The sequence below is a fragment of the Bradyrhizobium sp. IC4059 genome (genome assembly GCF_020193615.1).
In the GTDB taxonomy this organism is placed as follows: domain Bacteria; phylum Pseudomonadota; class Alphaproteobacteria; order Rhizobiales; family Xanthobacteraceae; genus Bradyrhizobium; species Bradyrhizobium yuanmingense.
Map to the genome: position 1 here is coordinate 144,226 of NZ_JADYVH010000004.1, position 21,788 is coordinate 166,013.

General features: G+C 63.0%; 22 protein-coding genes. 11 read left to right on the plus strand and 11 right to left on the minus strand.

Features of this window, described 5'->3' with window-relative positions:
• Nucleotides 1-5 precede the first annotated feature (5 nt).
• Nucleotides 6-2,621, minus strand: a complete 2,616-nt coding sequence (locus I6F12_RS14225) for an autotransporter outer membrane beta-barrel domain-containing protein (protein ID WP_225156670.1) — start codon at nucleotides 2,619-2,621, stop codon at nucleotides 6-8.
• A gap of 252 nt (nucleotides 2,622-2,873) precedes the next feature.
• Between I6F12_RS14225 and I6F12_RS14230 the strand changes: the two genes are divergently transcribed.
• The gene (locus I6F12_RS14230; protein WP_035997417.1) at nucleotides 2,874-3,212 is read left to right on the plus strand and encodes a hypothetical protein; all 339 of its coding nucleotides are present in this window, start codon (nucleotides 2,874-2,876) and stop codon (nucleotides 3,210-3,212) included.
• Nucleotides 3,213-3,218: 6 nt separating this feature from the next.
• Here I6F12_RS14230 and I6F12_RS14235 read toward each other — a convergent pair whose 3' ends face one another.
• Nucleotides 3,219-3,686, minus strand: a complete 468-nt coding sequence (locus I6F12_RS14235; RefSeq protein ID WP_036036398.1) for a YbaK/EbsC family protein — start codon at nucleotides 3,684-3,686, stop codon at nucleotides 3,219-3,221.
• Between the two features lie 40 nt (nucleotides 3,687-3,726).
• Nucleotides 3,727-4,458: a haloacid dehalogenase type II gene (locus tag I6F12_RS14240; protein ID WP_225156671.1), complete on the minus strand. Its 732-nt coding sequence runs from the start codon at nucleotides 4,456-4,458 to the stop codon at nucleotides 3,727-3,729.
• Between the two features lie 800 nt (nucleotides 4,459-5,258).
• On the opposite strand from I6F12_RS14240, the gene I6F12_RS14245 reads away from it, so the two are divergent.
• Genes I6F12_RS14245 through I6F12_RS14255 form a run of 3 tightly spaced genes read left to right on the plus strand, consistent with a single transcriptional unit; the run spans nucleotide 5,259 to nucleotide 6,176 of the window.
• Nucleotides 5,259-5,492 (plus strand): hypothetical protein, encoded by a 234-nt coding sequence (locus I6F12_RS14245; protein ID WP_035997430.1) that lies wholly within the window; start codon nucleotides 5,259-5,261, stop codon nucleotides 5,490-5,492.
• A gap of 19 nt (nucleotides 5,493-5,511) precedes the next feature.
• Nucleotides 5,512-5,919, plus strand: a complete 408-nt coding sequence (locus I6F12_RS14250) for a hypothetical protein (RefSeq protein WP_225156849.1) — start codon at nucleotides 5,512-5,514, stop codon at nucleotides 5,917-5,919.
• A complete protein-coding gene (locus tag I6F12_RS14255) occupies nucleotides 5,886-6,176 on the plus strand; it encodes a CPBP family intramembrane glutamic endopeptidase (protein WP_225156672.1) in 291 nt (96 codons plus the stop codon). Before I6F12_RS14250 ends, I6F12_RS14255 begins: the two co-directional genes overlap by 34 nt.
• A 220-nt stretch (nucleotides 6,177-6,396) precedes the next feature.
• On the opposite strand, the gene I6F12_RS14260 is transcribed toward I6F12_RS14255, so the two are convergent.
• Both I6F12_RS14260 and I6F12_RS14265 read right to left on the minus strand, forming a co-directional pair.
• Nucleotides 6,397-7,269, minus strand: a complete 873-nt coding sequence (locus I6F12_RS14260) for a tetratricopeptide repeat protein (RefSeq protein ID WP_225156673.1) — start codon at nucleotides 7,267-7,269, stop codon at nucleotides 6,397-6,399.
• 250 nt (nucleotides 7,270-7,519) lie between these two features.
• Nucleotides 7,520-7,891, minus strand: coding sequence for a helix-turn-helix domain-containing protein (locus I6F12_RS14265; protein ID WP_036021178.1), 372 nt, complete (start codon nucleotides 7,889-7,891; stop codon nucleotides 7,520-7,522).
• 160 nt (nucleotides 7,892-8,051) lie between these two features.
• On the opposite strand from I6F12_RS14265, the gene I6F12_RS14270 reads away from it, so the two are divergent.
• Nucleotides 8,052-8,786 carry an SDR family oxidoreductase gene (locus I6F12_RS14270; protein ID WP_225111585.1) on the plus strand — a complete coding sequence of 245 codons (735 nt, stop codon included), beginning with the start codon at nucleotides 8,052-8,054 and terminating at the stop codon, nucleotides 8,784-8,786.
• Between the two features lie 411 nt (nucleotides 8,787-9,197).
• Here I6F12_RS14270 and I6F12_RS14275 read toward each other — a convergent pair whose 3' ends face one another.
• Nucleotides 9,198-11,729: an NAD-dependent epimerase/dehydratase family protein gene (locus I6F12_RS14275; RefSeq protein WP_225111586.1), complete on the minus strand. Its 2,532-nt coding sequence runs from the start codon at nucleotides 11,727-11,729 to the stop codon at nucleotides 9,198-9,200.
• Between the two features lie 400 nt (nucleotides 11,730-12,129).
• On the minus strand, nucleotides 12,130-13,014 hold the full coding sequence (locus tag I6F12_RS14280; protein ID WP_036021159.1) for an amidohydrolase family protein: 885 nt from the start codon (nucleotides 13,012-13,014) through the stop codon (nucleotides 12,130-12,132).
• A gap of 342 nt (nucleotides 13,015-13,356) precedes the next feature.
• Between I6F12_RS14280 and ykgO the strand changes: the two genes are divergently transcribed.
• The 3 genes from ykgO (at nucleotide 13,357) to I6F12_RS14295 (ending at nucleotide 14,615) form a co-directional block, all read left to right on the plus strand.
• On the plus strand, nucleotides 13,357-13,482 hold the full coding sequence (gene ykgO / locus I6F12_RS14285; RefSeq protein ID WP_006611362.1) for a type B 50S ribosomal protein L36: 126 nt from the start codon (nucleotides 13,357-13,359) through the stop codon (nucleotides 13,480-13,482).
• A gap of 112 nt (nucleotides 13,483-13,594) precedes the next feature.
• The gene (locus I6F12_RS14290; RefSeq protein WP_057028269.1) at nucleotides 13,595-14,230 is read left to right on the plus strand and encodes a tetratricopeptide repeat protein; all 636 of its coding nucleotides are present in this window, start codon (nucleotides 13,595-13,597) and stop codon (nucleotides 14,228-14,230) included.
• A gap of 124 nt (nucleotides 14,231-14,354) precedes the next feature.
• Nucleotides 14,355-14,615 (plus strand): hypothetical protein, encoded by a 261-nt coding sequence (locus I6F12_RS14295; protein ID WP_035997474.1) that lies wholly within the window; start codon nucleotides 14,355-14,357, stop codon nucleotides 14,613-14,615.
• A gap of 7 nt (nucleotides 14,616-14,622) precedes the next feature.
• Here I6F12_RS14295 and I6F12_RS14300 read toward each other — a convergent pair whose 3' ends face one another.
• Complete coding sequence (locus tag I6F12_RS14300; protein ID WP_028180446.1) at nucleotides 14,623-14,805, minus strand: hypothetical protein; 183 nt, start codon at nucleotides 14,803-14,805, stop codon at nucleotides 14,623-14,625.
• Nucleotides 14,806-15,133: 328 nt separating this feature from the next.
• On the opposite strand from I6F12_RS14300, the gene I6F12_RS14305 reads away from it, so the two are divergent.
• On the plus strand, nucleotides 15,134-16,090 hold the full coding sequence (locus tag I6F12_RS14305; RefSeq protein ID WP_225156674.1) for an alpha/beta hydrolase: 957 nt from the start codon (nucleotides 15,134-15,136) through the stop codon (nucleotides 16,088-16,090).
• A gap of 119 nt (nucleotides 16,091-16,209) precedes the next feature.
• On the opposite strand, the gene cycA is transcribed toward I6F12_RS14305, so the two are convergent.
• Nucleotides 16,210-16,605, minus strand: coding sequence for a cytochrome c-550 CycA (cycA, locus tag I6F12_RS14310; protein ID WP_035997470.1), 396 nt, complete (start codon nucleotides 16,603-16,605; stop codon nucleotides 16,210-16,212).
• Nucleotides 16,606-16,833: 228 nt separating this feature from the next.
• On the opposite strand from cycA, the gene I6F12_RS14315 reads away from it, so the two are divergent.
• Nucleotides 16,834-18,327 carry an FAD-linked oxidase C-terminal domain-containing protein gene (locus I6F12_RS14315; protein WP_074447681.1) on the plus strand — a complete coding sequence of 498 codons (1,494 nt, stop codon included), beginning with the start codon at nucleotides 16,834-16,836 and terminating at the stop codon, nucleotides 18,325-18,327.
• A 75-nt stretch (nucleotides 18,328-18,402) separates the two neighbouring features.
• Here the strand turns inward: I6F12_RS14315 and I6F12_RS14320 are convergent, their stop codons facing one another.
• Both I6F12_RS14320 and I6F12_RS14325 read right to left on the minus strand, forming a co-directional pair.
• Nucleotides 18,403-19,173 (minus strand): hypothetical protein, encoded by a 771-nt coding sequence (locus tag I6F12_RS14320; RefSeq protein ID WP_225135423.1) that lies wholly within the window; start codon nucleotides 19,171-19,173, stop codon nucleotides 18,403-18,405.
• Between the two features lie 111 nt (nucleotides 19,174-19,284).
• The gene (locus tag I6F12_RS14325; RefSeq protein ID WP_085968676.1) at nucleotides 19,285-20,862 is read right to left on the minus strand and encodes a sodium:proton antiporter; all 1,578 of its coding nucleotides are present in this window, start codon (nucleotides 20,860-20,862) and stop codon (nucleotides 19,285-19,287) included.
• A gap of 86 nt (nucleotides 20,863-20,948) precedes the next feature.
• On the opposite strand from I6F12_RS14325, the gene I6F12_RS14330 reads away from it, so the two are divergent.
• A complete protein-coding gene (locus I6F12_RS14330) occupies nucleotides 20,949-21,707 on the plus strand; it encodes a tetratricopeptide repeat protein (protein WP_225156675.1) in 759 nt (252 codons plus the stop codon).
• The last annotated feature ends 81 nt before the right edge of the window (nucleotides 21,708-21,788 follow it).

Genomic DNA, 21,788 nt, shown 5'->3' on the forward strand with positions numbered 1-21,788 from the left:
GCCGCTCAGAATTCGCTGCGGACCAGGCCGCGCAGCGTGTGACGGTCGTATCCCGGCGCGAACGCGCCCTCGTACGAGGCCTTGAACGATGTCGCGGTCGTCAGGTCCCACCGGATTTCGGCGCCGGCAAGCGCCACTGTGCGCGCGCGCTCGACGCCGGTGATCGCGAACGGAATGCCGGGTGCGCCTTCCAGCGCCGCCGTCGTGGTTGCCGCGCTGCCGGTAAACTCATGACGAACGGCAATGGTCGCGCCGAACTGTGCCGCGTGGCCATTCGGCATCATCATGCGGTGACTGCCGCGCAAGCCGACCGTGCCATAGCCGAGGTCGAAGCTGCCGCTTCGCACCAGCTGATTCACCCCCGGCGCACCGGCCTCTGAGAGACTGCCCTGGCGTGTCGCGTACCAGTCAGCCTTGGCAAAGGGCTCGGCGACAAGACCCCATCCTGTCTGGAACGGCCGCGAGATGCCCAGCGAAGCGGCAAAGGTGTTTGCGCGCGAGGCGGCAGTTGCCGTCTCGCCGAGGAACGCGATCGTGCGCGAGGAGTCGAGCGCCGCAAAGGAATAGCTGATCGCCGATGCGAGATTGAAGCCGCCGGCCTCGCTGCGTGCGTAGACGCCCGCATGCCCGGCATTGGCCTCGATTCGCTCGCCGCGGCCGGCCATTCGCAGCTGGCCGGTCGATGCGCCGACCGCGAGGCCAGCCGTAAAGCCCGGCATGTGCCAGAGGTCGGCGCCGAGCGCGGCGCCGGCGATGGTTGAATTGGTTCCGAAGGCAATGTCGCTCGCGGCCACCTTGTCCCAATTGCCATAGCCGCCAAACCAGACGCTCTGCATCGGCGCCGCGCGGCGGCGGTTCAGCGCCTTGCCGATCGGGTCCCTGGGCTCCGGCGCATAGGCGGACGCGGTCATCCGAACGGTCTCGCCGCGCGATTGCGTTCCGGCATTCCACATGAAGCTCTGGAACATGTCGGCTTGATCCGCGACGAAGCGGCGTCCATCGGCGTGGATTTGACCGGCCAGGTCGTCGAGGCCGGCCTTGACGCCTGGCGTATTGAGCGCGGCGAGTGTGTTGATCGCAGTGGCCAGCGGTCCCGATGCGCCGCCGAGCTGTGCCTGGTCGAGTGCGCCGGCCACCGCGGCCTGGTTCGGCGTCAGCCCCGACAACGTTCCGAAGCCGCCGATCTGCTGCAGCAGGAAGTAGACGTTGTTGGCGTCATAGCTGAGCTGCCCTGTGACTAGCGGGCTGCCAGAGCTCGTGAGCGCGGCGAACGTGCCGCTGACGCCGCCCGCCGCCGTGAGGATGGTGTATTGCGTGTTGGCGATAAAGCCTGCGCCAAGCGGCACGATCTGCACCGTGCCGCCGTTGAGCGTGGCGGTCCCGGTCGCTGCGATCCTGTCGGACTGGCCGCCGGGGTTGATCTCGACCTGGAAGGTCGAGCCGGCATTGAAGGCGACGTTGCCGTTGACGTTGAGCGTCCCGATCGAATTGCCGGGCGCGACCATGCCGCCATTGTTGACGACGATTCCGCCGACGGTGCCGGTGCCGCCGAGATAGCCGCCATTGATCGTGACGACCGAGGGCAATGTGCCGTTCACGACCAGGCCGCCCGCGTCCACTGTCGTCGCGCCGTTGAAGGCGGTGGTGCCGGTCAGCGTCCAGACGGAGTTGCCGTTCTTCTTCAGTTGCTCGAACTCGTCATATTGCAGGCCGGGGCCGAGATTGCCGAGGTCGAACATGGCGCTGCCAATGCTGCCGAAGTTCAGCGTATCGGTACCGCTCCCGCCGCGAACATTCCCGGTGATCGTCGCGCCCGGCGCGAGGCCGAGCTGATCATCGCCGCCATTCAGCTCGATCGCTCCGCTGCCGCCGCCCGAGATGGTGCCGGCGTTGAAGATGGTGTCGCTGCCGGAAGAGCCCTGGATGGCGAGGAAGAAGCCGCCGGAGATCGTGCCGCCATTGACGAGCGAATTGCCGCCGGCGATGAATTGCACGCCGGTATGGCCGCCGCCGATCGATCCGCTGTCATAGACGAGGACGACATTGCCGCTCGACGTCCCGCTGATCCGCAGTCCCGTCGTGTTTCCTCCGGTGCCGACGGCCGTCCCGCGAATGTTGAGGAGGTTGTCGTTCGAATTGTCGATGACGATGGCTGCTTCGGCGTTGCCCGTACCCTCCGCGATCGCACCGGCGGCGACCGTCACATTGTTGTGGGTCGATCCGTTGGAGAGCAGAACCGCTCCGCTGGAGGTCGAGACTGTCGCCTGATTGTCGACGGTGACATGCGAGGCGATGGTGCCGTCGAAAACGATCGCAGGTATGCCGGCGCCGGGCAGCAGCGATGTCGTGGTGCCGTCGCCGACATTGACGGTGACGTTGGTGCCGCCGGTGGCGTTGATGTGATCGGTGTTGCCGAGGCCGGTGCAGGTCGCGACATCACTCGAATTGAGCGCGCCGATCGTGCCGGTGCCTGCCACGGTGCAGGCGGCGCGCGCCGGGCTGGACGTCAGGACCGGGAAGGCAAGCACGAGGGGCGCCAGCGCGGTGGTGACCAGTAGCTTGCGGCGAAAGATTGCGGCCGTGGCGACGTTTTGCGCACAGACCGGTCTTGCAGTCGGCATCGACATTCCCCTCATTGCAGCCCATTGCTAGCGGGAGCGCCGTCATGATTCTTGGCGTCAGGCGAAATGCCTTATGGCGAAAGGCGCAAGAGGCCGGTTTGCTTCTGCCCTGTTGCTGGGGCGCCACGGACCAAGGCGTCAGCGGGAGCTGCCATGGTTCCAGTCGCGCTTTTCACATTTTGTTGTTGGTCCAGAACAAGCTCGCGTCTCATTGATTGAAGAGAATTCGAGACACTTGGGAAGGATCTGGACATGCGAACAGAGCGGATCGCGCTAGGTGTGGCGCTTGCGGTCGGCGGCATCATGGCGCACAGCGCTGCATCCGCGCAGGAATACCGCGGCACGATGGAACAGCAGATGGCCTGCACACCTGATGTGTGGCGCCTGTGCAGCGATCAGATTCCCGACGTGAACCGCATCGTGGCCTGCTTGCAGCAGAATACGCCACAGCTCTCGAGCGGCTGCCGTGCGGTGTTCCAGTCCAGCAACCAGATGCCGCCGCAGCAACAGGTTCCGCGCGGCCGGGCCGCACCGCCACCACGCTACATTGCTCCGCCGCCTCCACAGCGGCCTTACGACGAGGACGAATAGCGCCGCTCAGGGCCTGTGCTCGCAGACGTCGACCCATTCAGCCGCGGTCAGCTCGGCCATCCGCTCCGGTGTGATGCGCACCGCGCTATGGGTCGAGCCGGCAGCCGGCACGACGACGTCGAATGCCTTCAGCGAGATGTCGCAATAGATCGGCAGCGGCGACTTCAGGCCGAAAGGGCAGACGCCGCCGACCTCGTGTCCAGTGATGTCGGCGACTTCCTCCAGACCCAGCATCTTCGGCTTGCCGCCGAACTGCGCCTTCACCTTCTTGTTGTCCATGCGCGAGGTGCCGCTCGCGACGATCAGGATCACGCGCTCGCCGATCCGCAAGCTCAGCGTCTTGGCGATCATTCCGGGCTCGACACCATAGGCTTCGGCCGCCAGCGCCACGGTCGCGGAGCTGATCGGGGATTCGATGACGGAAATGTCGGGGGCTTTCTCGGCGAAGAAGGCGCGAACGGATTCCAGGCTCATTTCGGGCAGCTCATTCCAATCTTACAGGCGGGCGACTACCCTAAGCGATTCCCGGCAGCTCGGAGAGGGCGCGGACGCGATGATCCGGCGCAAAGCCGAGCTCATCCATCTGGGTGCGGATCGCCTTGAACATGGTGAGCGGTGCCACGAGTTCGTTCTCGACGCAAGCCAGCGCCATCGCTTCGGGCGTCACCCGCTCGATCCAGGCAACCTTCAGTCCGAACGATTTTGCCCCGGCGGCGTCCCAGGGATTGGAGGAGACGAACAGAACCTCATCAGGCGCGGTGCCGAGCACCTCGCCGATCAGCTCATAGGCCTGTGGGCTCGGCTTGAAGATCTTTTTCGCGTCGACGCTGATGGTGGCATCGAGCAGGCGGTCGAGCCCGGAATTGCGTACCAGCGCATTGAGCATGTCCGGGCTGCCGTTGGAGAGGATGGCGAGCTTGCGCGGTCTCAGGGCCGCGAGCGTTTCGGCCACATCCGGATAGAGATCGAGATGCAGATATTTCTCGATGACGCGCTCGAATGCCTCGCTCTCATAGGCGAGTCCGAGCACACGCAGCGTATAGGCGAGCGAGTCGCGCGTGACCGCGTCAAAATCCTGGTAAGCTTCCATCAGCGAGCGCAGCCAGGTGTATTCAAGCTGCTTGATGCGCCAGACCTGCGTGATGATCTCGCCGTAGCCGGGAAACGCATCCTCAGTGACGTCAGCGACCGACTGGATGTCATAGAGCGTGCCATAGGCGTCGAAGACGACGGCTTTGATGGGCATCGGCTGTCCTTCCGGGGTTGTGGTCAAAAGAACTCCGATTGGGGCGTGCGTATAATTCGTCAGCTTACCAGAGCAAAGCGGACGTCTGCCACTGCAGGTGTGATCGGCAGCTTGTGACCCAAGACAGACATTGCCGGGTAGTCGCTATAATTTGAACTCTATTCTTCATGCAGACGTGCTTAGCTATTGTAGTTGCAGGGCAAATAAGGCGCTTCGTCCCATGCCGAAATGGCTTGTTGTACTTGTCGCTCTCCTCGCGGCTACGGCCTACGTCCCTCAGGTCCGCCACAGTGTGATCAACTGGCTTAAGACGCACCCTGCGCTCATTGGACCAGCTCTGACCGTCGCCGGAATACTGGCAGTCTTGTATCTGTTCATCGATCCTGCCACGGTACTGTTCTTGGCCGTTGTCGCTGTCGTCTCCGCTCTCGCTGCATTCTTTGACCCGAGAACCTATTCGAGCCGATGAGACCCTCGTATGAACGACAGCTCGCGGCCCTTGAAGCTTCGTACAGGGAGTTGCTTCTGTCGGCACTACAGGGGTGCGCTAAGGGACAGTGGGGACTCTTCGGCTCGTACGAACGAGTTGGTTTGCGCGACCCCGCACGGGAGGAGCTCCTTGAATTAGGCTCCAAAATCGAGCGCCTGCGCCACAAGTGCGGCATTGAACCCTTCCAGCTCCACGAGCGGTTCCTGCAGATGGGCTCTCGCCTTTCAAACACTCCGGGTGAGCCGAAATTGGCTCAGCGGTGGTTGGACGAACTGACGTAAGCAATCACGCGGTTATGGCCCTTACACAAATGCGCACAGTTTTCCTGCTCTGGCATAGCTATCCGCGCGAAGATGCTCTGGATGAGAATGATACCGAAGATAAACTCGTCGGGGTCTATAGCAGCGCGGCCGAAGCAGATGCAGCAAGACTGCGCAAGCTGCGCTTTGAGGGCTTTCGCGACTATCCCGATAATTTCCAAGTCAGCGAGATGGAAATCGACAAGGACGCGTGGAGCGAAGGATTCGTCTCCGTGAAAACGTAAAGCGAATATCTCATCGAGCATGGAAGAGCACTCTTTCGTCGTGCCTAAAGAGCGTGAGAGCAATCGCTCCGATACGCGCCCGTTGATTTGGTGGTTCGTCCTCGCCCTTATAGCGCTAGTTGCGTCGCAAGTTATGCGGCTGCATCAACATCAAGCGGCAAGTTGGCTTCTCTGGGACTATGTGGGTCGGATCACTGCTCTCACCATTTTGGCGGCAGTGCCTTCTGCTCGGATCGCTGCATTTCGAACAGGTGGACGTCAAATTTCACTTTTTGAGATTGTCCTTTGGATCGTCGGAATTTGCTTGCTAGATCGCTTTGTCCAGTTGCCGCAATCTTTCCTCAATGCGGCATTCCCTACAACCGTTCTCGGCGCATATCCGCACCCGACCGGATGGCTAAAAGCGTTCGATCTTTTTTTGGCTTAGCCTTGGTAGCTATCAGCGAAGAAGTCATATTTCGCCGATACATCCGGCTAGCATTCCGGCCTTATCTGGGTGACGGCATCTTTGCCGTTCTCACGACGCCAGTTTTGTTCGGCGCAATTCATTGGTGGGCCGGCCTTGGTAATGTCCTTTCTGCGGCTACTGTTGGCCTTTTCCTCATGTTAATGCTGCGGCGGTCGGGTGTGCTATGGCCGGTGGCGCTCGCGCATTACCTGCTAGATTTGATCAATTTCGCCTAACGCGCCTTGCAGGTTCGGAAGTCATACGACTGCTCCTGGCCCGAAGGGGCCGACGCGATACCTCCGTCGGATGTCGGCTGCTCGGGGTGTAACGGACCCGATATGCTCGACCTGAGTTCTTCCGGGCGTGACCCGAAGCGGACCTGATGCTTTCAGTTTCCGAGGCCACTCGAGCAGCCATATCCGAGGCAATAGTTGTAGATCAGGCGACCTTTGATCCCTAGTTCGCGCGGAGCCTCTGCAGCCGCTTCACGGCAAATTCGTCGCCTGGATTTAGTCTTAAGACGGTCTCGTAGTCGCGATACGCACGATCAAGCTCACCTGCCCGTTCATAGGCTAGCCCTCGGTACCTGAGGGCTGTAGTCGAATTGGGGTCGAGTTCGACAGCCTTATCCAAGCTTTCGATCGCGGCCTTCTCATTCTTCAATGTGATCTGAGCGACTCCGACGCCCACGCGAAGTCGATAGGTATCGCTTCGCGTGAGATGTCCGAGTGCCAACGCCTTGTCGTAATCCTCCAGCGCGGTTTGCGGTCGGCCCGAACGATTGTAGGCCTCGGCCCTTCCAAGCATGAATAGACCTGATGTCGGCTCAAGCTTTATCGCTTCGTCAAACCGTGTGATCGCTTCGTCAAATTTGCCCTGCTCCATAAGCGCCAGCCCCTGACCGTTGGGGAAAGCTCCGTTATCCGGGAACAGCCTCGCCGCAGCGGTGTAGTCGGCCAGCGCAAGCTCGAAGTGACCTCGGTGGTGATAGAAAAAGCCGCGGTCCCGATAAGCGCGCTGGTCGGTAGAGCCGACCATTCCGACGGCCGCGGTAAAATCGGCTTCGGCTTGGTCCCATCTTTTTGCCAGCTGAGCGGTTACACCCCTCATCAGCAGCAGCTCCGCCCGGTCCTTGAGACTGAATGGCTGCTCGAGCCCTTTGGAGTAGATTTGAATGGCTCGGTCAAAGTCCAGCTTGCTTACGGCAACGGCAGCAGCCGTCTGGTAAGTCTCGGCGTCAGACGCAATTGCCGCAGAACAGAAGGGCCAGAGCACGGACAGGAAAGCAATCCCGCGCAGGACCCGCCTTAGCTCTAAACCCACTTTCATTTGCTGCTCCGGGCTGAAAGACGCTCTTGCCGATGGTAACTCAATCGGCAGCAAGGCCCCATGGAGCACTGCAACGTTAACGCGGATTTCGGTTAAACAATCGTCAAGCGAGTAGAGGCTATTCGCCATTGCGAAGCTGGATAGCGTGGCCTTCGCATGTCATTTGTTGGCCCAAGTCGGACGCAAGTCGAGTTGCGGCAACGCGCTGCTATCAGGGGCGGAGCAGACTTCGGACGACGAGTAGCGCGAGCTAGCCGGTCGGCTGACGTCCTGGCCGCGTCCAGGTCGCCCGCTCTGCGAACACCCGGCTGACCTCCGCCATGTGCTCGGTGCCCCACGTGCAGAGCGGCACCAGCGCTTCGGCGAGGCTCTGGCCCAGAGGCGTGAGGCTGTAGTCCACCCGCGGCGGCACCTCCTTGTAGTCGGTCCGCTTCACGAGGCCATCGGCCTCCAGCTCCTTGAGCTGCTGGATCAGCACCTTGTCGCTGACGTCGCGTATGGCGCGCCGAAGCTCGCCGTAACGGGTCGGTCCGTCCTGGGCGACAAAGTACAGGATCAGCGGCTTCCACTTGCCCGAGACGACCCGCAAGGTCGCATCCAAGCCGCAGGTGAAGCCGGGCAGGTTCGGCGTGCAACGTTGGACGTCTGCTTGGGCTTGCGCCGGCGGGGAGATGAGGTCTGTACGATCTGACGACATTTTTTGGGTACTTACCAAAAGGTGCATACTTGTGGTCAGGTAGGTAGGCCGCCAGCTCAGTGCAACCTCAATGAAGGAGCACATCATGAGCAGACTACAAGGCAAGACGGCGGTGGTGACGGGCGGTGGAACGGGCATCGGGCTCGGAGCCGCGAAACGGTTCGTCGATGAGGGCGCATTCGTCTACATCTTCGGGCGACGGCAGGAGCCACTCGACGCCGCGCTCGCGCAGCTGGGGTCCTCGGCGCGCGCAGTCAGGGGATCGGTCACCGACTTGTCCGACCTCGACCGACTGTATGCGACGGTGAAGGCCGAACGCGGCAATGTCGACGTCCTGTTCGCCAATGCCGGGACCGGCGCGTTTGCGCCGCTCGGCCAGATCACCCCCGAGCACTACGATCAGATCTTCGATGTCAATGTGAGGGGGCTGGTGTTCACCGTGCAGAAAGCCCTGCCGTTGATGCGGAGGGGATCGTCGATCATCCTGACCGGCTCGAGCACGGGCGTGATGGGGACGCCGCAGTTCAGCATCTACAGCGCGACCAAGGCCGCAATCCGCAATCTGGCGCGCAGCTGGGCGCTGGACCTGCGCGGCACGGGCATCCGCGTCAACGTGCTGTCGCCGGGGCCGACCAAGACGGAGCTGGCGCTGGAGGTCGTGGGCGAGGAAGCCTTCGATGCACTCGGCAGCGCCACGCCCATCGGGCGCGTCGGCGACCCCAGCGAGACCGGCGCGGTGGCCGCATTCCTGGCGTCCTCGGACAGCAGCTACATGACCGGCGGCGAGGTCTTTGTCGATGGAGGCTTGGCTCAAGTCTGAAGCCTTCGTCTGAGTGCGAGGGCTTTGGTCAATGGGATCGAAGCCCTCATGCGCTGCGATGAGGATACGATTAGAGCGAAATGGCTTTAGGTTGAATTGATCGGTGGGGCTCGTTCACCTCTCCCGCTTGCGGAGAGGCATAGGCGGCCTCTGGCCGCCGTTCTCTAAGACGCCGATGCTTCGCATCGGCTATGGCGCCGGGTGAGGGCTTTGTCCTCTTGGGGATTGTCCCATTGCGGAAGCACCCTCTCCCGACTCGCTCCCGCAAGCCTGCGGGAGAGAGGGCACCTCTGTTGTTGCAGCGATAAAGCACTCGGCGAGCCATACGTGATGCCGCTGTCCGATCAGATGCGTCATGAGAAAGCTCCCCGCATCATCTTCGGTGGCGCCCACGCAGAGCCCGCCGTTGCATCATACTATTGCGTGGTCCCATCCGCCGTAATGGGCGGCGCTACGGGTGCCGCGTGGCAGGCTCAGCCCGATGAGGAGGACACCGGTTGCAACGTTGGCTATCGTCGCCGTTGTCGTGGCGCCGTCGAGGACAAAGGGGGAGATTGCCACCCATGCTCCGAGCGCGACGTTGGCGAACCGCGCGGCACGCGCCACCTCCGCCATCGCCGTAACGGCGACGAGGATGACAAGGCAGCCGGTGATATGGTCGCTGAAGTAGAGGATCGGGCTCGTGCCGAAGGCAAGCGGCGTGATCATCAGCAGCATTCCAAGGAAAGAGCTCGCGACCAGCGTCCAGGGAAAATTGACGCCGCCGGTGACTATGTCGCGCAGCACCGCCGATAACGGGCGGTCGAGATCGGGCGTCGGCGCCTGCTTCTCGGAGAGCGCCGGGCCACCGCGCCAGAAAGTGCGCCAGAACGGCTGGCCCGCCTGCTTCGCGCCCCAAAGATACTGACAGCTCGCCAGTACCTCATCTATCGAATAGGGGATGAGCACTATCGTGATCGCGGCCTGGATGATGCAGAGCGTACACAGTGCACCGATCAAAGGGGGCTGGATAATGATGAAGCTGACGCTCACGAGCCCGAGCGGGATAACCAGTAGGCCGAACAGAATCACCATCCATGGCATTGTGCGCCAGCGGCGACGGTCGCCGATCGCGCCTGCCAGGGCATCTAGCGCGTAGGCGAAGGCGCCAAACCCGGCATCGGCGACCGGAAAGCCCTTCGAGACCCAGGAGGTCACCACCGCCTCGCTGCCATTGGCGACCGCTGCATCACCTGGGCCGAAGAAAGGATCCCACAAGCCGTCGATATGACCGAGTTGATAGGCGGCGAGATAGCGCGAGACGAACAGGCCGACAAAGGCCAGAGCAATGATGTGGAGGCGCTGGCTGAATGTGGATGGCGAGTAGGTCCAGCCGAGGGGGCGATCATCGTCGGCGGCGAGGGCTTGGCGGCTGATGCCCGGTGTTGGAGGAACCATCACCGCGAGCGTCACGATCAGCATGCCAGCAAGCGTATCGGTGGCGTAGGCTCCAGCGCTCGTGGTCCAGAACACGAGAGGTGCGAACATGACCCATATGCCGACGGCAGCGGTGAGCCACTGCAACCAGCGCCAGCGCCGACGCATGCCGATGAGTGCGAACGCGACGACAAGAATGCCGGACACGATCTCGCTGATGCCGAGCCTGCCGTCACGTGTCTCGGGCGAAGCGATCTCATGTCCCAGCGCCGGTGGAATTGGCGCCGCGGATGGATCGAAGAGACCAAGCGTGACAGGCGAGGCGACGAGCCACAGTCCAATCGCTGCATTGGTCAGCGGCGCCCAGAGCGTGCGCGCCCGATGCCGTTCCGTCTCGGCCTCAACCTCATCTTTCGAAGGCTCCACCGATTGCCGCAGTCTCTCCGCGGCCTGGTCGAGCTCGGGTTCGGAAGCGGCGACCGTCGCAGGATGAAGTTTGTTCGTCTCGTACCAGTCCGTCGGGTCGACCTTAAGCCGCCGGATCATTTCGGGCAGCGTGGCGGTCAGACTGTGTCGGGGTTTCCACCCCAAGAGGCTCCTCGCTCGCGAAGTATCGATCTCATAATGGTCGTCGGCATTCTCGATCATCCACGACTTGATGTCGGTATCCTGATCGAGAACCTTCTCCTGCATCCAAGTGCCGAGCTTCGTCATCTCTTTCGGGAGGGACATCGTCCGCCATCTCTCCCCATGCACAAGCTGGCCAATCCGCCTCTGCATCTCGTCGTAACTCGGCGTTTCCTCTTCGCCAATGAGCAGTGTCGTTTCATCAGCAAGATCATTGCGTCGATCGACCACGCGTACCACGGCCTCGACGAGGTCGTTCTTGTGGAGATAGGGCTGGCCAGTGGTGATGTCGCCGGTGAAGAGATAAGCGGTCGGCAAGCGCTCGAAGATGCGGGCGATCTGCTGCGCGATGAATGCCGCACGGCAATCCTCGTCATAGACACCTGCAAGCCTCAGGATCGCGACCTTGATGTTGCCATGCTCGTTCAGGATCAGGGTCTCGGTCTTCGCCTTTGACTGCGGATAGGCCCAAGCTGGTTCGATCGGCGAATCTTCATCGATCTTTCTTCCCTTTGCTGAGCTAGGAGCATGCACGAGCAGCGTGCTCGAGAAGACGAACTGCTCCGTGTCGAATGCCTGAAGGGCCGCCAGCAGTCGGCGCGTTCCCTGAACGGTGACGGCATCGTATCTCGGGTTGTCCTCGCCGGTCGTGTCGTAATAGGCGGCAAGGTGAATGACCGAGGCGATCCGACGGCCTGTTCGCGCACGAACCTGGTCCAGCGCCTTCGCCACGATTGCATCCGAGGTGAGGTCGATCTCAATTGTCTCGATGCCGGACAACGGCTTCTTAGGGCGGCTGACATCGAGGCCGATGACCTGGTAACGATCCATCAAGCCGCGCGCGATCGCCTGGCCGAGAAAGCCGCTGCTGCCGGTGATCAGGACGGTGGGGCGAGACATGGCATTCGCTGCTCAACGTGTCTTAGCGAACGACCCGGGTACCCGAAAGTTTCCCTCCAACCTGCTTTTGCGTCCTGGATCGCCGGAGTATCACGCGCCCCATCCACCTACTTCGACGCCGCTGGTGAGCAGCCCAAGCTTGAATCGGGTGGAATCACACAACGTCGTGAGGTCGATGTGGACCGCGGCCCGGCCGCCAGCCTGAAAGAACTGTGGGTACGATGTCGGTCGCTCTGACGTACCCAGAGGATCCGGAGCAGGCGGCGCGCGTCGTGTTCGAGGTACTCTACGCGCCGTCCGAATCCGGACCAGAGATGGAAGGGATACGCTAGGCTACGCCAGCCGAGATGTACCCCGTGGCCAAACCTAGTTGCATGCCGGTTTCATGGAAGCGGATCGTCTAGATCCCCAGCAGCTTGCGCGCGTTCGCCTTCAACACCTTCGGCCGGATTTCGTCGCGGATCTCGATCTTGGCGAAATCGGACAGCCAGCGGTCCGGCGTGATCACCGGCCAGTCCGAGCCGAACAGCATCTTGTCCTGGAGAATCGAGTTGATGTAGCGCACCAGGATCGGCGGGAAATACTTTGGCGACCAGCCCGACAGGTCGATGTAGACGTTCGGCTTGTGGGTCGCGACCGAGAGCGCCTCTTCCTGCCAGGGGAAGGATGGGTGGGCGAGAATGATCTTGAGGTCGGGGAAATCGGCCGCGACATCGTCCATGTACATCGGGTTGGAATATTTCAGCCGCATGCCCATGCCGCCGGGCATGCCGGAGCCGACGCCGGTCTGGCCGGTGTGGAACAGCGCGATCGCGCCGCCATTGTTGATCTCTTCGTAGAGCGGATAGGCCATGCGGTCGTTGGCGTAGAAGCCTTGCATGGTCGGATGGAATTTGAAGCCGCGTACGCCGTATTCCTCGATCAGCTTGCGCGCCTCGCGGGCCCCGAGCTTGCCCTTGTGCGGGTCGATCGAGACGAAGGGGATGAGCACGTCGAGATGCTCGGAGGCGATCTCCAGCATCTCCTCGTTCTTGTAGCGGCGGAAGCCGGTCTCGCGCTCGGCATCAACAGGGAAGATCACCGCGGCGATGTTCTTGGAGCGGTAATAGGCCGCGGTCTCCGGCACGGTCGGCGGATGCTTGTGCGGCGACTTGAAATACTCCGCCATCTGCGCCTGGAAATCGTCGTAGCCGTCGTCGGGATGGGTGCCGCAGGGCTCCTCGGCATGGGTGTGGATGTCGATGGCGACGACTTTGTCGATATCAGGCAGCTTCAGCTTCGGCATGGGTGTCCTCCCGACGGGTTGCCGAATTGATTATAGGATATAACGAATTTGGCAAGGCGCTGGTGGCGGCGAAAGCGCAGGTAGCGACAGTCTTTGCCGGGCCTGACCTCCAATGGGCCGGATCGGGCCGATCCGGCCGCTTCTACTGTGCATGGGGTTGTTTTCGCGATTTTGCTCGTTGGGAGCCTGGCAGTTAACATTGACATGACCTCCCGCCATGCCTTAAGAACCGCTCCGTCCCGGGCGGTCGGTCCGCCAGCGGGAAAAATCTCATTTTGCCACATTCGCGCGTGCCGAAACGGTAGTGCCGAACACGGCCTTTCGAACGTTCAGGATTCTGCCATGAAGGTCCGTAACTCGCTGAAATCGCTGCGCGGTCGCCATCGCGCCAACCGCCTGGTCCGCCGCAAGGGCCGGGTCTATGTGATCAACAAGGTGCAGCGCCGCTTCAAGGCGCGCCAAGGCTGATCTGAGCGGCTGATCACGCCCCGCCGGGCGCGGCCCGCAAGACCACGGTCTCACACGAGTTTGACGCCGCCTTTGCTTTGCAAGGGCGGCTTTGCGCGTTTAGACTTCCACCATGGCAGTGAGATTCCGTTTCGCGCGCACCCTGTGTCTGGCCCTCGTGCTGGGAACCGCCGGCCTTGCGCCGGCGGCCCTGGCCCAGCAGGTCGAGCCGCCCGGCAAGCAGAAGAAACTGCCCGAGGCGCCGTCGAAGCTGCCGAAGGTCGACCGCAGCAAGAATCTCGATTTCCTGTTCGGCGCGCTGAAGGCGGCGCCCGACGAGGCCAGCGCCAAGCATGTCGAGGCGCGGATCTGGGCGATCTGGCTGCAGACCCCGAGCGACACCGCCGCGCTCCTGATGTCGCGCGCCAAGACCGCCGTCGATGCGAAGAAGATCGACGTCGCCATCAAGCTCCTGGATTCGATCATCAAGCTCAGGCCCGATTACATCGAAGCCTGGAACCGGCGTGCGACGCTCTATTACATGCAGAACGATTATGGCCGCTCGCTCGCGGACATTCAGCAAGTGCTGATCCGGGAGCCCCGCCATTTCGGCGCGCTCGCCGGCCTCGGCATGATCATGCAGGAGGTCGGGGACGAGAGGCGCGCGCTCGAGGCCTACCGCAAGGCGCTCGCCGTCAATCCGCACCTGGAAAAGATCCCCGACCAGGTCAAGGCGCTGACCGAGAAGGTCGAAGGCCGCGACATCTAGCTATAACTCGATCATTTCTTGAGCGATCGCGGCCGCCGCGGATTAACCACGATCCGAGCCGGGACGTTGCAAGGACTATTGCGAGGCCTGTTGCAGGCCTACCTGCATGGCAGGAGCGAAAGCCATGAAGCATTTGATGGTCGCAGCGACGTTGCTGCTCGCGTCGGGGACGGTGAGCTTCGCCGACGGACTGTTCTGGGTGGTCGGCAACCGTGCCACCGGCAAATGCGCCATCGTGACCAGCAATCCAGTCATCATTGGCGACATCTGGTTCGGCGACGGTCCCTACAAGTCCAGGGCCGATGCCAAGCTTGCGCGCTCGACGATTCGCGTCTGTCCCCCGGTCACGCCCGAGGAAGAAAAGCAGGAGGAGGGGGCGAACTAGGCTGCGCTTAATGCAGCACGCTGCTGCCGCGCTCGACCAGGCCGCGGTCGGCGGCTGCGGCGTAGGCCTTTGCCAGCTCGGTCTCGAGATGCTCGTTGATCAGGAGCAGCGCCCGCACCGCACCGCGCAGGTCGCCGTTGCAGCTCGCGACGATTTCGTCGATTGCAGTATCGTTCGATCTGAAGCTCATCGAAATTCTCCGGTTCAAACCAGGACAATCCTGCCGGTCTTTCCCGCATCCCCCTGATGTTGCGGGGAGGATCGGCGCCCACCCGCGCCTAGATGGCGGAACCGACCATGGCGATTATATGGAAGCTGCGATGACGCCCGCATGAAGCTGGTCCGAAGCTTGCGTGCGGCTTTGAACAGCCCTGATTTCATTGAGTTTTCTCGATCGGCAATTATGCACATATCCACAGCCCCTGCATTTTCAGTGGAAGCGCGCACCGCCGGCGGCGAAACTGCCGGCCGAGCAGACCCGTAACTGCCCCGTGCCCAGGATCACCCGGATTCTCTCCATGATCGTGATGTCAGTCGTGACGGCGCTGGTCCTGCTGGCGCTGCTCACGCAGGCCGGAATCGTCGCCGTGCAGCGGGCCTTTCCGCCGCAGGGGCGCATGGTCGAGGTCGAGGGCGCCGCGCTTCACGTCGTCGAGATCGGCCCGCGCGAGGCCGCCCCGCCGATCGTGATGCTGCACGGCGCGAGCTCCAACCTCGAAGCGATGCGGCGGCCGCTCGGCGATCTCCTCGCCCGGGATCATCGCGTGATTCTGATCGACCGCCCCGGCCATGGCTGGAGCACGCGCGCAAGCCGGCAGGATTCGACGCCGCAGATTCAGGCGCGCATGATCGACGAGGCGCTCGGCAAGCTCGGGATCGATCGCGCGGTCTTCGTGGTGCATTCCTGGAGCGGCGCCCTCGGCGCGCGGATCGCGCTCGATCACCCGCGCCGCGTGGCAGGTCTCGTGATGCTCGCGCCCGTCACGCATCCCTGGCGCGGCGGTGTCGGGCGCTACAACGAGATCATCGCAACGCCCGTGATCGGCCCGCTGCTCGCCTACACCATCACGCTGCCGCTCGGCTATTTCATCACCGAAGCCGGGGCCCGCAACGTGTTCCTGCCGCAGACCATGCCGGATGGTTTCGTGCAGGACTCCGCGACGCCGCTCTTGCTGCGCCCGCGCGAGTTCATCGCCAATGCTTATGATCTGGTGACGCTGAAGGAGTCGGTCGCCGCGCAAGTCGCGAGCTATGGCGCGATCACGGCGCCTGTTACGATCATCGCCGGCGAGCCCGACAAGACGGTGAGAACCAATATCCACGCGCGTCCGTTCGCCGCGGCTGTGTCGAATGCAAAGCTGATCGTGCTGCCCGATCTCGGCCACATGGTGCAGAACGCGGTGCCGGATCTCGTGAAGGCGGAGATCGAGACGATGATCGGAAACATCGCCCCGGCGCAGGCGGTCGCCGACTAAAGCGTTTTTCGAGCAAAGTGGAAACCGGTTCGCGCGAGGAAACGCGTCAGAACAAGAAAGCCAGAGCTTCGATTCTGGTCCGATCAGAACCGAAGCTCTAGCGTCCGCCTCGTGCGCGCTTACTGCTTGATCTTCCCGTCCTTGTCGTATTGGGCAAGGAAGGCCCAGAGATTGTTGATCTCGGTCTCGTTCTTGATGCCGGCGAACGCCATCTTGGTGCCGGGGATCTTGGCCTTAGGATCCTTGATGTATTCCTTGAACGTGGCCTCGTCCCAGGTGATGCCGGAATTCTTGTTGGCGTCCGTGTAGCTATAGCCCTCAACCGCGCCCGACTTGCGGCCGTTGAGGCCGTTGAGCTCCGGGCCAACCTTGTTCTTAGCGCCTTCGCCGATCGCGTGGCAGGCCAGGCACTTGTTGAACGATGTCTTGCCGGCCGCGACATCCTGCGCCATCGCGGCGGGTGCGGTGGCAATGACGGTGAGGATTGTCACCGCGCCGAAAGTCAGTTTTGTCATAAGTGTGCTCTTCGTCTCTTCCCGGGTCAGATGGAGGGTCGTGGTTTTGGCAGGTCCGGTGCAAGTGGACAAGCCGCGAAACTCTGACAGGTTTCCTGCTAGCAGACTTGCCCCAGAGAGAACTTGCGCTGCAACAAAGCAATGCGACCTTCGGAGGACCTACCCAAAGTCCGCAAGACATGATTGATTTGCCAGATAATTCCATCCGTCGGACGAAGGCTTCTTAAAATGGCCATCATGATGCCCGCAAGCGACCAGGCCGTGCTGGCGCGTCGCAGCGAAATCGTCGCCGCCTTGCGCGCAATCGTGCCGGGCGAGGGCGTGATCGACAGCCTCGCCGAGATGCGGGCCTATGAATCCGACGGGCTGACCGCCTATCGGCAGCCGCCGATGGTCGTGGTGCTGCCCGATACGACCGAGCAGGTCTCGCTCGTCCTGAAATATTGTGCCGCGCAAGGCATCAAGGTGGTTCCGCGCGGCTCCGGCACCTCGCTGTCCGGTGGCGCGCTGCCCCTCGAGGACGGCGTGCTGCTCGGCCTCGGCAAGTTCAAGCGCATCCGCGAGATCGATTTCGACAACCGCGTCGTCGTCACCGAGCCCGGCGTCACCAACCTCGCAATCAGCCAGGCGGTCGCCCATGCCGGCTTCTATTACGCGCCCGATCCGTCCTCGCAGATCGCCTGCTCGATCGGCGGCAACGTGGCGGAAAATTCCGGCGGCGTGCACTGCTTGAAATACGGCATGACCACCAACAACGTGCTCGGCTGCGAGATCGTGCTGATGAGCGGCGAGATCCTGCGCATCGGCGGCAAGGGCTGCGAGAATCCCGGCTATGACCTGATGGGCGTCATCACCGGTTCGGAAGGCCTGCTCGGCGTCATCACGGAGATCACGGTGCGCATCCTGCAGAAGCCGGAAACGGCGCGCGCGCTGATGGTCGGCTTTGCGCAAGTCGAGGCGGCCGGCGAATGCGTGGCCCGCATCATCGGCGCCGGCATCATCCCCGGCGGCATGGAGATGATGGACAAGCCCGCGATCCACGCCGCGGAGGCCTTCGTCCATGCCGGCTACCCGCTCGATGTCGAAGCGCTGCTCATCATCGAGCTCGACGGGCCCAAGATCGAGGTCGACGAGCTGATCACGCGCGTCGAGGCCATTGCGAACGCCTGCGGCTCGACCACCTGCCAGATCTCGACTTCGGAGGCCGAGCGCAACCTGTTCTGGGCCGGCCGCAAGGCCGCGTTCCCCGCCGTGGGCCGCATCTCACCCGATTATCTCTGCATGGACGGCACCATCCCGCGCGGCGCGCTGCCGAAGGCGCTGGCGCGCATCCGCGAGCTCTCGGAAAAGTACCAGCTCGGCTGCGCCAACGTGTTCCACGCCGGCGACGGCAATCTGCATCCCCTGATCCTCTACGATGCCAACAAGCCCGGCGAGATCGAGCGCGCCGAAGCCTTCGGCGCCGATATCCTGCGCGCCTGCGTCGAGTTCGGCGGCGTGCTCACCGGCGAGCACGGCGTCGGCATCGAGAAGCGCGACCTCATGCCCGACATGTTCAGCGAGATCGACCTCAACCAGCAGCAGCGCCTGAAATGCGCCTTCGACGCGCAGGGCCTGCTCAATCCCGGAAAAGTATTTCCGACCCTGCACCGCTGCGCCGAGCTCGGCCGCATGCACGTCCACGCGGGCAAGCTGGCGTTCCCGGATTTGCCGCGGTTCTAGGCTCCACCGTGACGGGTGCAACCTCTCCCAGCATGACGGATTTGATGCTCGGGACGACAGCGGCGTGTTGGTCGCCTACTGCGCCAGCGCCAGGATGCCGCCGGCAAATGCGTGCCACGCCGCCGTTTCGCTGACCGGCCAGTTGAGCACCTTCACCGCCAGAAGCGCGAGCGTGCCCGTGATGTATACCGGATGCACGCGGCCCTCGGCGCGCCAGTCGCGCACCATGGCGACGACAAGCAGAATGGAGGCGACCACAGCAGGCGCGATCGTCACGGGCACCGGCGGCGGGCCGGGCGGTCCTGATGGTGCGAGGAAGGTCAGGAACCAGCGCGCGATCGCGGCGTCGAGGATCGAGACCGCCGCGAGCAGCATCAGGCGCTTGTGAACCTCGAGCCTGCGCGCGTTCATGATGGCGAGCGCGAACACCACGGCAAAGAATGCGATGCCGCTCAGCGGCACGATCGAGAAGGCGATGCCTGCATCGGCCTGTCCGAGCGCCGCGGCGTTCTTCATCGAGGTCACGGACGCGAAGAAGCCAGAAATGACCATCGCGGTCGCAAGCGAGACGCCGACGATGCCGAACGAGCGGTGATTGACCACGCGGCCGGAGGCCGCGAGCCAGGTCTGGAGCACGAAATAAAGCGACCAGGTGAAGAACAAGAGTCCGTGAAAATGGATCACCGGGCTTGCGGACAATGTCCGGTGAGCGAGCGGCACCCAATAGGTCGGTGCGAAGCCGAGAAAGGCAGTGGCGGCGCAGGCGAGCGCCATGTGGAGATAAAAATATCGTGCAGGCGACGCATCACGCGCGCGTACACGACGGTCGTCAATCAGGGTCGTCATCAGGGGTGAGTCTGGAGAGGCGGGGTTTGGTTCAAGCTGCGGGATGCTGTGTGTGACTCGGCGCACATTGCAGAGCGCCCAAACTCTTGTCGGGACGACAGCGGAGAGACATCATCCGCCCGCGCTCAATTCTGCGCGATCGAGCTCCTCCTCGAGCCGATGAAACGCATCGTCGCCGATCACCTCGGTGGCGCGCAGGTCGAAGATCGCCTTGCGCGCGGCCTCGATAGCGCGGCGGCGCAGGGGATCGGCGGGCAGTTCGCCGTTGCTGATGCCGCCGTTGGGATCGGTCTCGGCCTGCATCAGGATGGCGCGATATTCGAGCCGCAGGATTTCCGCCTCCTCCGACGGATCGCTCTCGATCGCATCGAGCGCGGCGCGATAGGCCACGGCGCGGCCGCGGGCGACCTCGATGCCGACGGGATCGTCGTCCTTGAGGTTGAAAGCGAGGATCAGCGGCCGCAGCGTCAGGCCCTGGATCACCAGCGATCCCAGCACCACCGCAAACGCGATGAAGACGATGAAGTCACGATAGGGAAAGTTTTCCGGCAGGGCAAAGGCGGTGGCGAGCGTGACGAGGCCGCGCATGCCGCACCAGGAGATGATGAGCCCGCCCTTGGGCGAGGCCACCTGCTGCGGATCCTTGGGATGATAGAGCCCCTGCGCGATCAGCACCCGCAGGCTCGTGCGATAGAACGTCACCCAGAACAGGCGTACCAGGATCACCGTAAGCAGGATCCAGGCGGCGGCCACGCAATATTCCCAGCGCACGTCCGCATCCAGCCGCGTCCAGATCGGCCGCATCTGCATGCCGATCAGCATGAAGGCGAGCACGTTGAGCACGAACACGGTCGTCTCCCACACCGCATAGGACGGCACCCGCAGCCGCGCCGGGATGCGCGCCGGTGCGGTGCGTGCGACCGTGATGGCGTAGACCACGATGGTGAGGATGCCGGAGAGACCGAGATGCTCGGCGGCGATCCAGACCATGAAGGTGGTGGCGAACTGCACGATGATGGCGCTCGGCGCCTCCGTCACCCGCTCCATGAACAGCGGAATGATGCGGCCTGCGGCCAGACCCGCGATGACGCTGCCGACCAGCGCCAGCGCCATGGTCGGGGCGACCTGGCTCCAGGTCAGATGCTCGGTGGCGACCGCGCCGACGGCGATGCGATAGATCAGCAGCGCGCTGGCATCGTTGAGCAGGCTTTCGCCCTCCAGCACCTTGACCATGCGGTGGGGCAGCTTGACCTGGCTCAGGATCGCAACCGCAGCGGCCGCATCCGGCGGCGCCACGATGGCGCCGAGCGCGACCGCGGCGGCCCAGGGCATGTCGGGCATCAGCCGGTGCGCGACATAGGCCACGGCGGCCGTGGTGAGGCCGACCGCGGCCACCACCAGGGTCGAGACCGGAACCCAGTTCTTGCGAAGGTCGCGCAGCGACGTGTCGAAGGCGGCATCGAGCAGGACCGGCGCGACAAAAAGGGCAAGGGCGAGGTCCGGCTCCAGCGTCCAGGACGGGCTCGACGGCACGAAGGCGATCAGCGCGCCGCCGATGGCGAGAAAGGTCGGGTAGGGCACCTTGATCCGCCGCGCCAGCGCCGATAAGCCAACCGCGCCGAGCAGCAACACAATGATCCATTCGAATGTCGACACGATGATCCCCGAAGCCGATTTCAGCGGCGCCACAAGCTAGCACCAATCCGGCCGTATGATGGATAGTGCGGCTTCAAGGCAAGAGCTTAACATCGACGACAAGGCTTCGACTGCAACGCATGCGTTTTCTCATTCAGCTGATCGGCGCCGGACTGCTCTATGCGCTCTCGTTCGCCCCGGCCGATGCCGCGACCGGCGGCGAGCCGGTGGCTGTGACGCAGGTCGATGTCGCGCCCTGCCTCGCCGCGGCCGCAGCCGATGACATGGACAAGGCCGCCACTGCCTGCGCCGAAGTGATCGACAACGAGAAGACGACGAAGGCCGATCTGATCAAGGCTCTGATCGCGCGCGGTGCGCTCTATGCGCGGCACAATCAGGTGGACCATGCCATCGCCGACGACAGCCGTGCTCTTCTGCTCGATCCCGGCCTTGCCGACGTCTTCAATGCGCGCGGCGAACTCTGGCTGAAGAAGGGTGACAAGCCGAAGGCGGTGCAGGATTTCGGCGCAGCGCTCAGGATCGATCCGAACCACGAGAAGGCCAAAGCCAATCACAAGGCGATGGCGCGCGAGATCGAGCGGATCGGCGCGCAGATGGCGGTCGCCGGCAAGCCCAGCTTCAATTGCGGGCGAGCGCGTCGGGCGGTGGAACGGGCGATCTGCGGCAATCGCGAGCTCGCCGATCTCGATCGCGAGGTCTTTGCCTCCAATGCCCGTGTGATCCGGGAGGCGCGCAATGCGGCCGAGGCCAAAGCGCTCCAGCGCGAGCAGGACGAGTTCATCGCGCGCCGCAATGCCGATTTCGGCCGGCCGGGATACGACCTGAAGAAGGCGATGCAGGAGCGCTTGCAGCGGCTGAACGGTGTGGATGGATATTGAGATTTTCGCCTCTCCCCGCAAGCGGCAGGGCAATCGCATTTGAATATTGCAGGGGTCGTCATGCCCGGGCTTGTCCCGGGC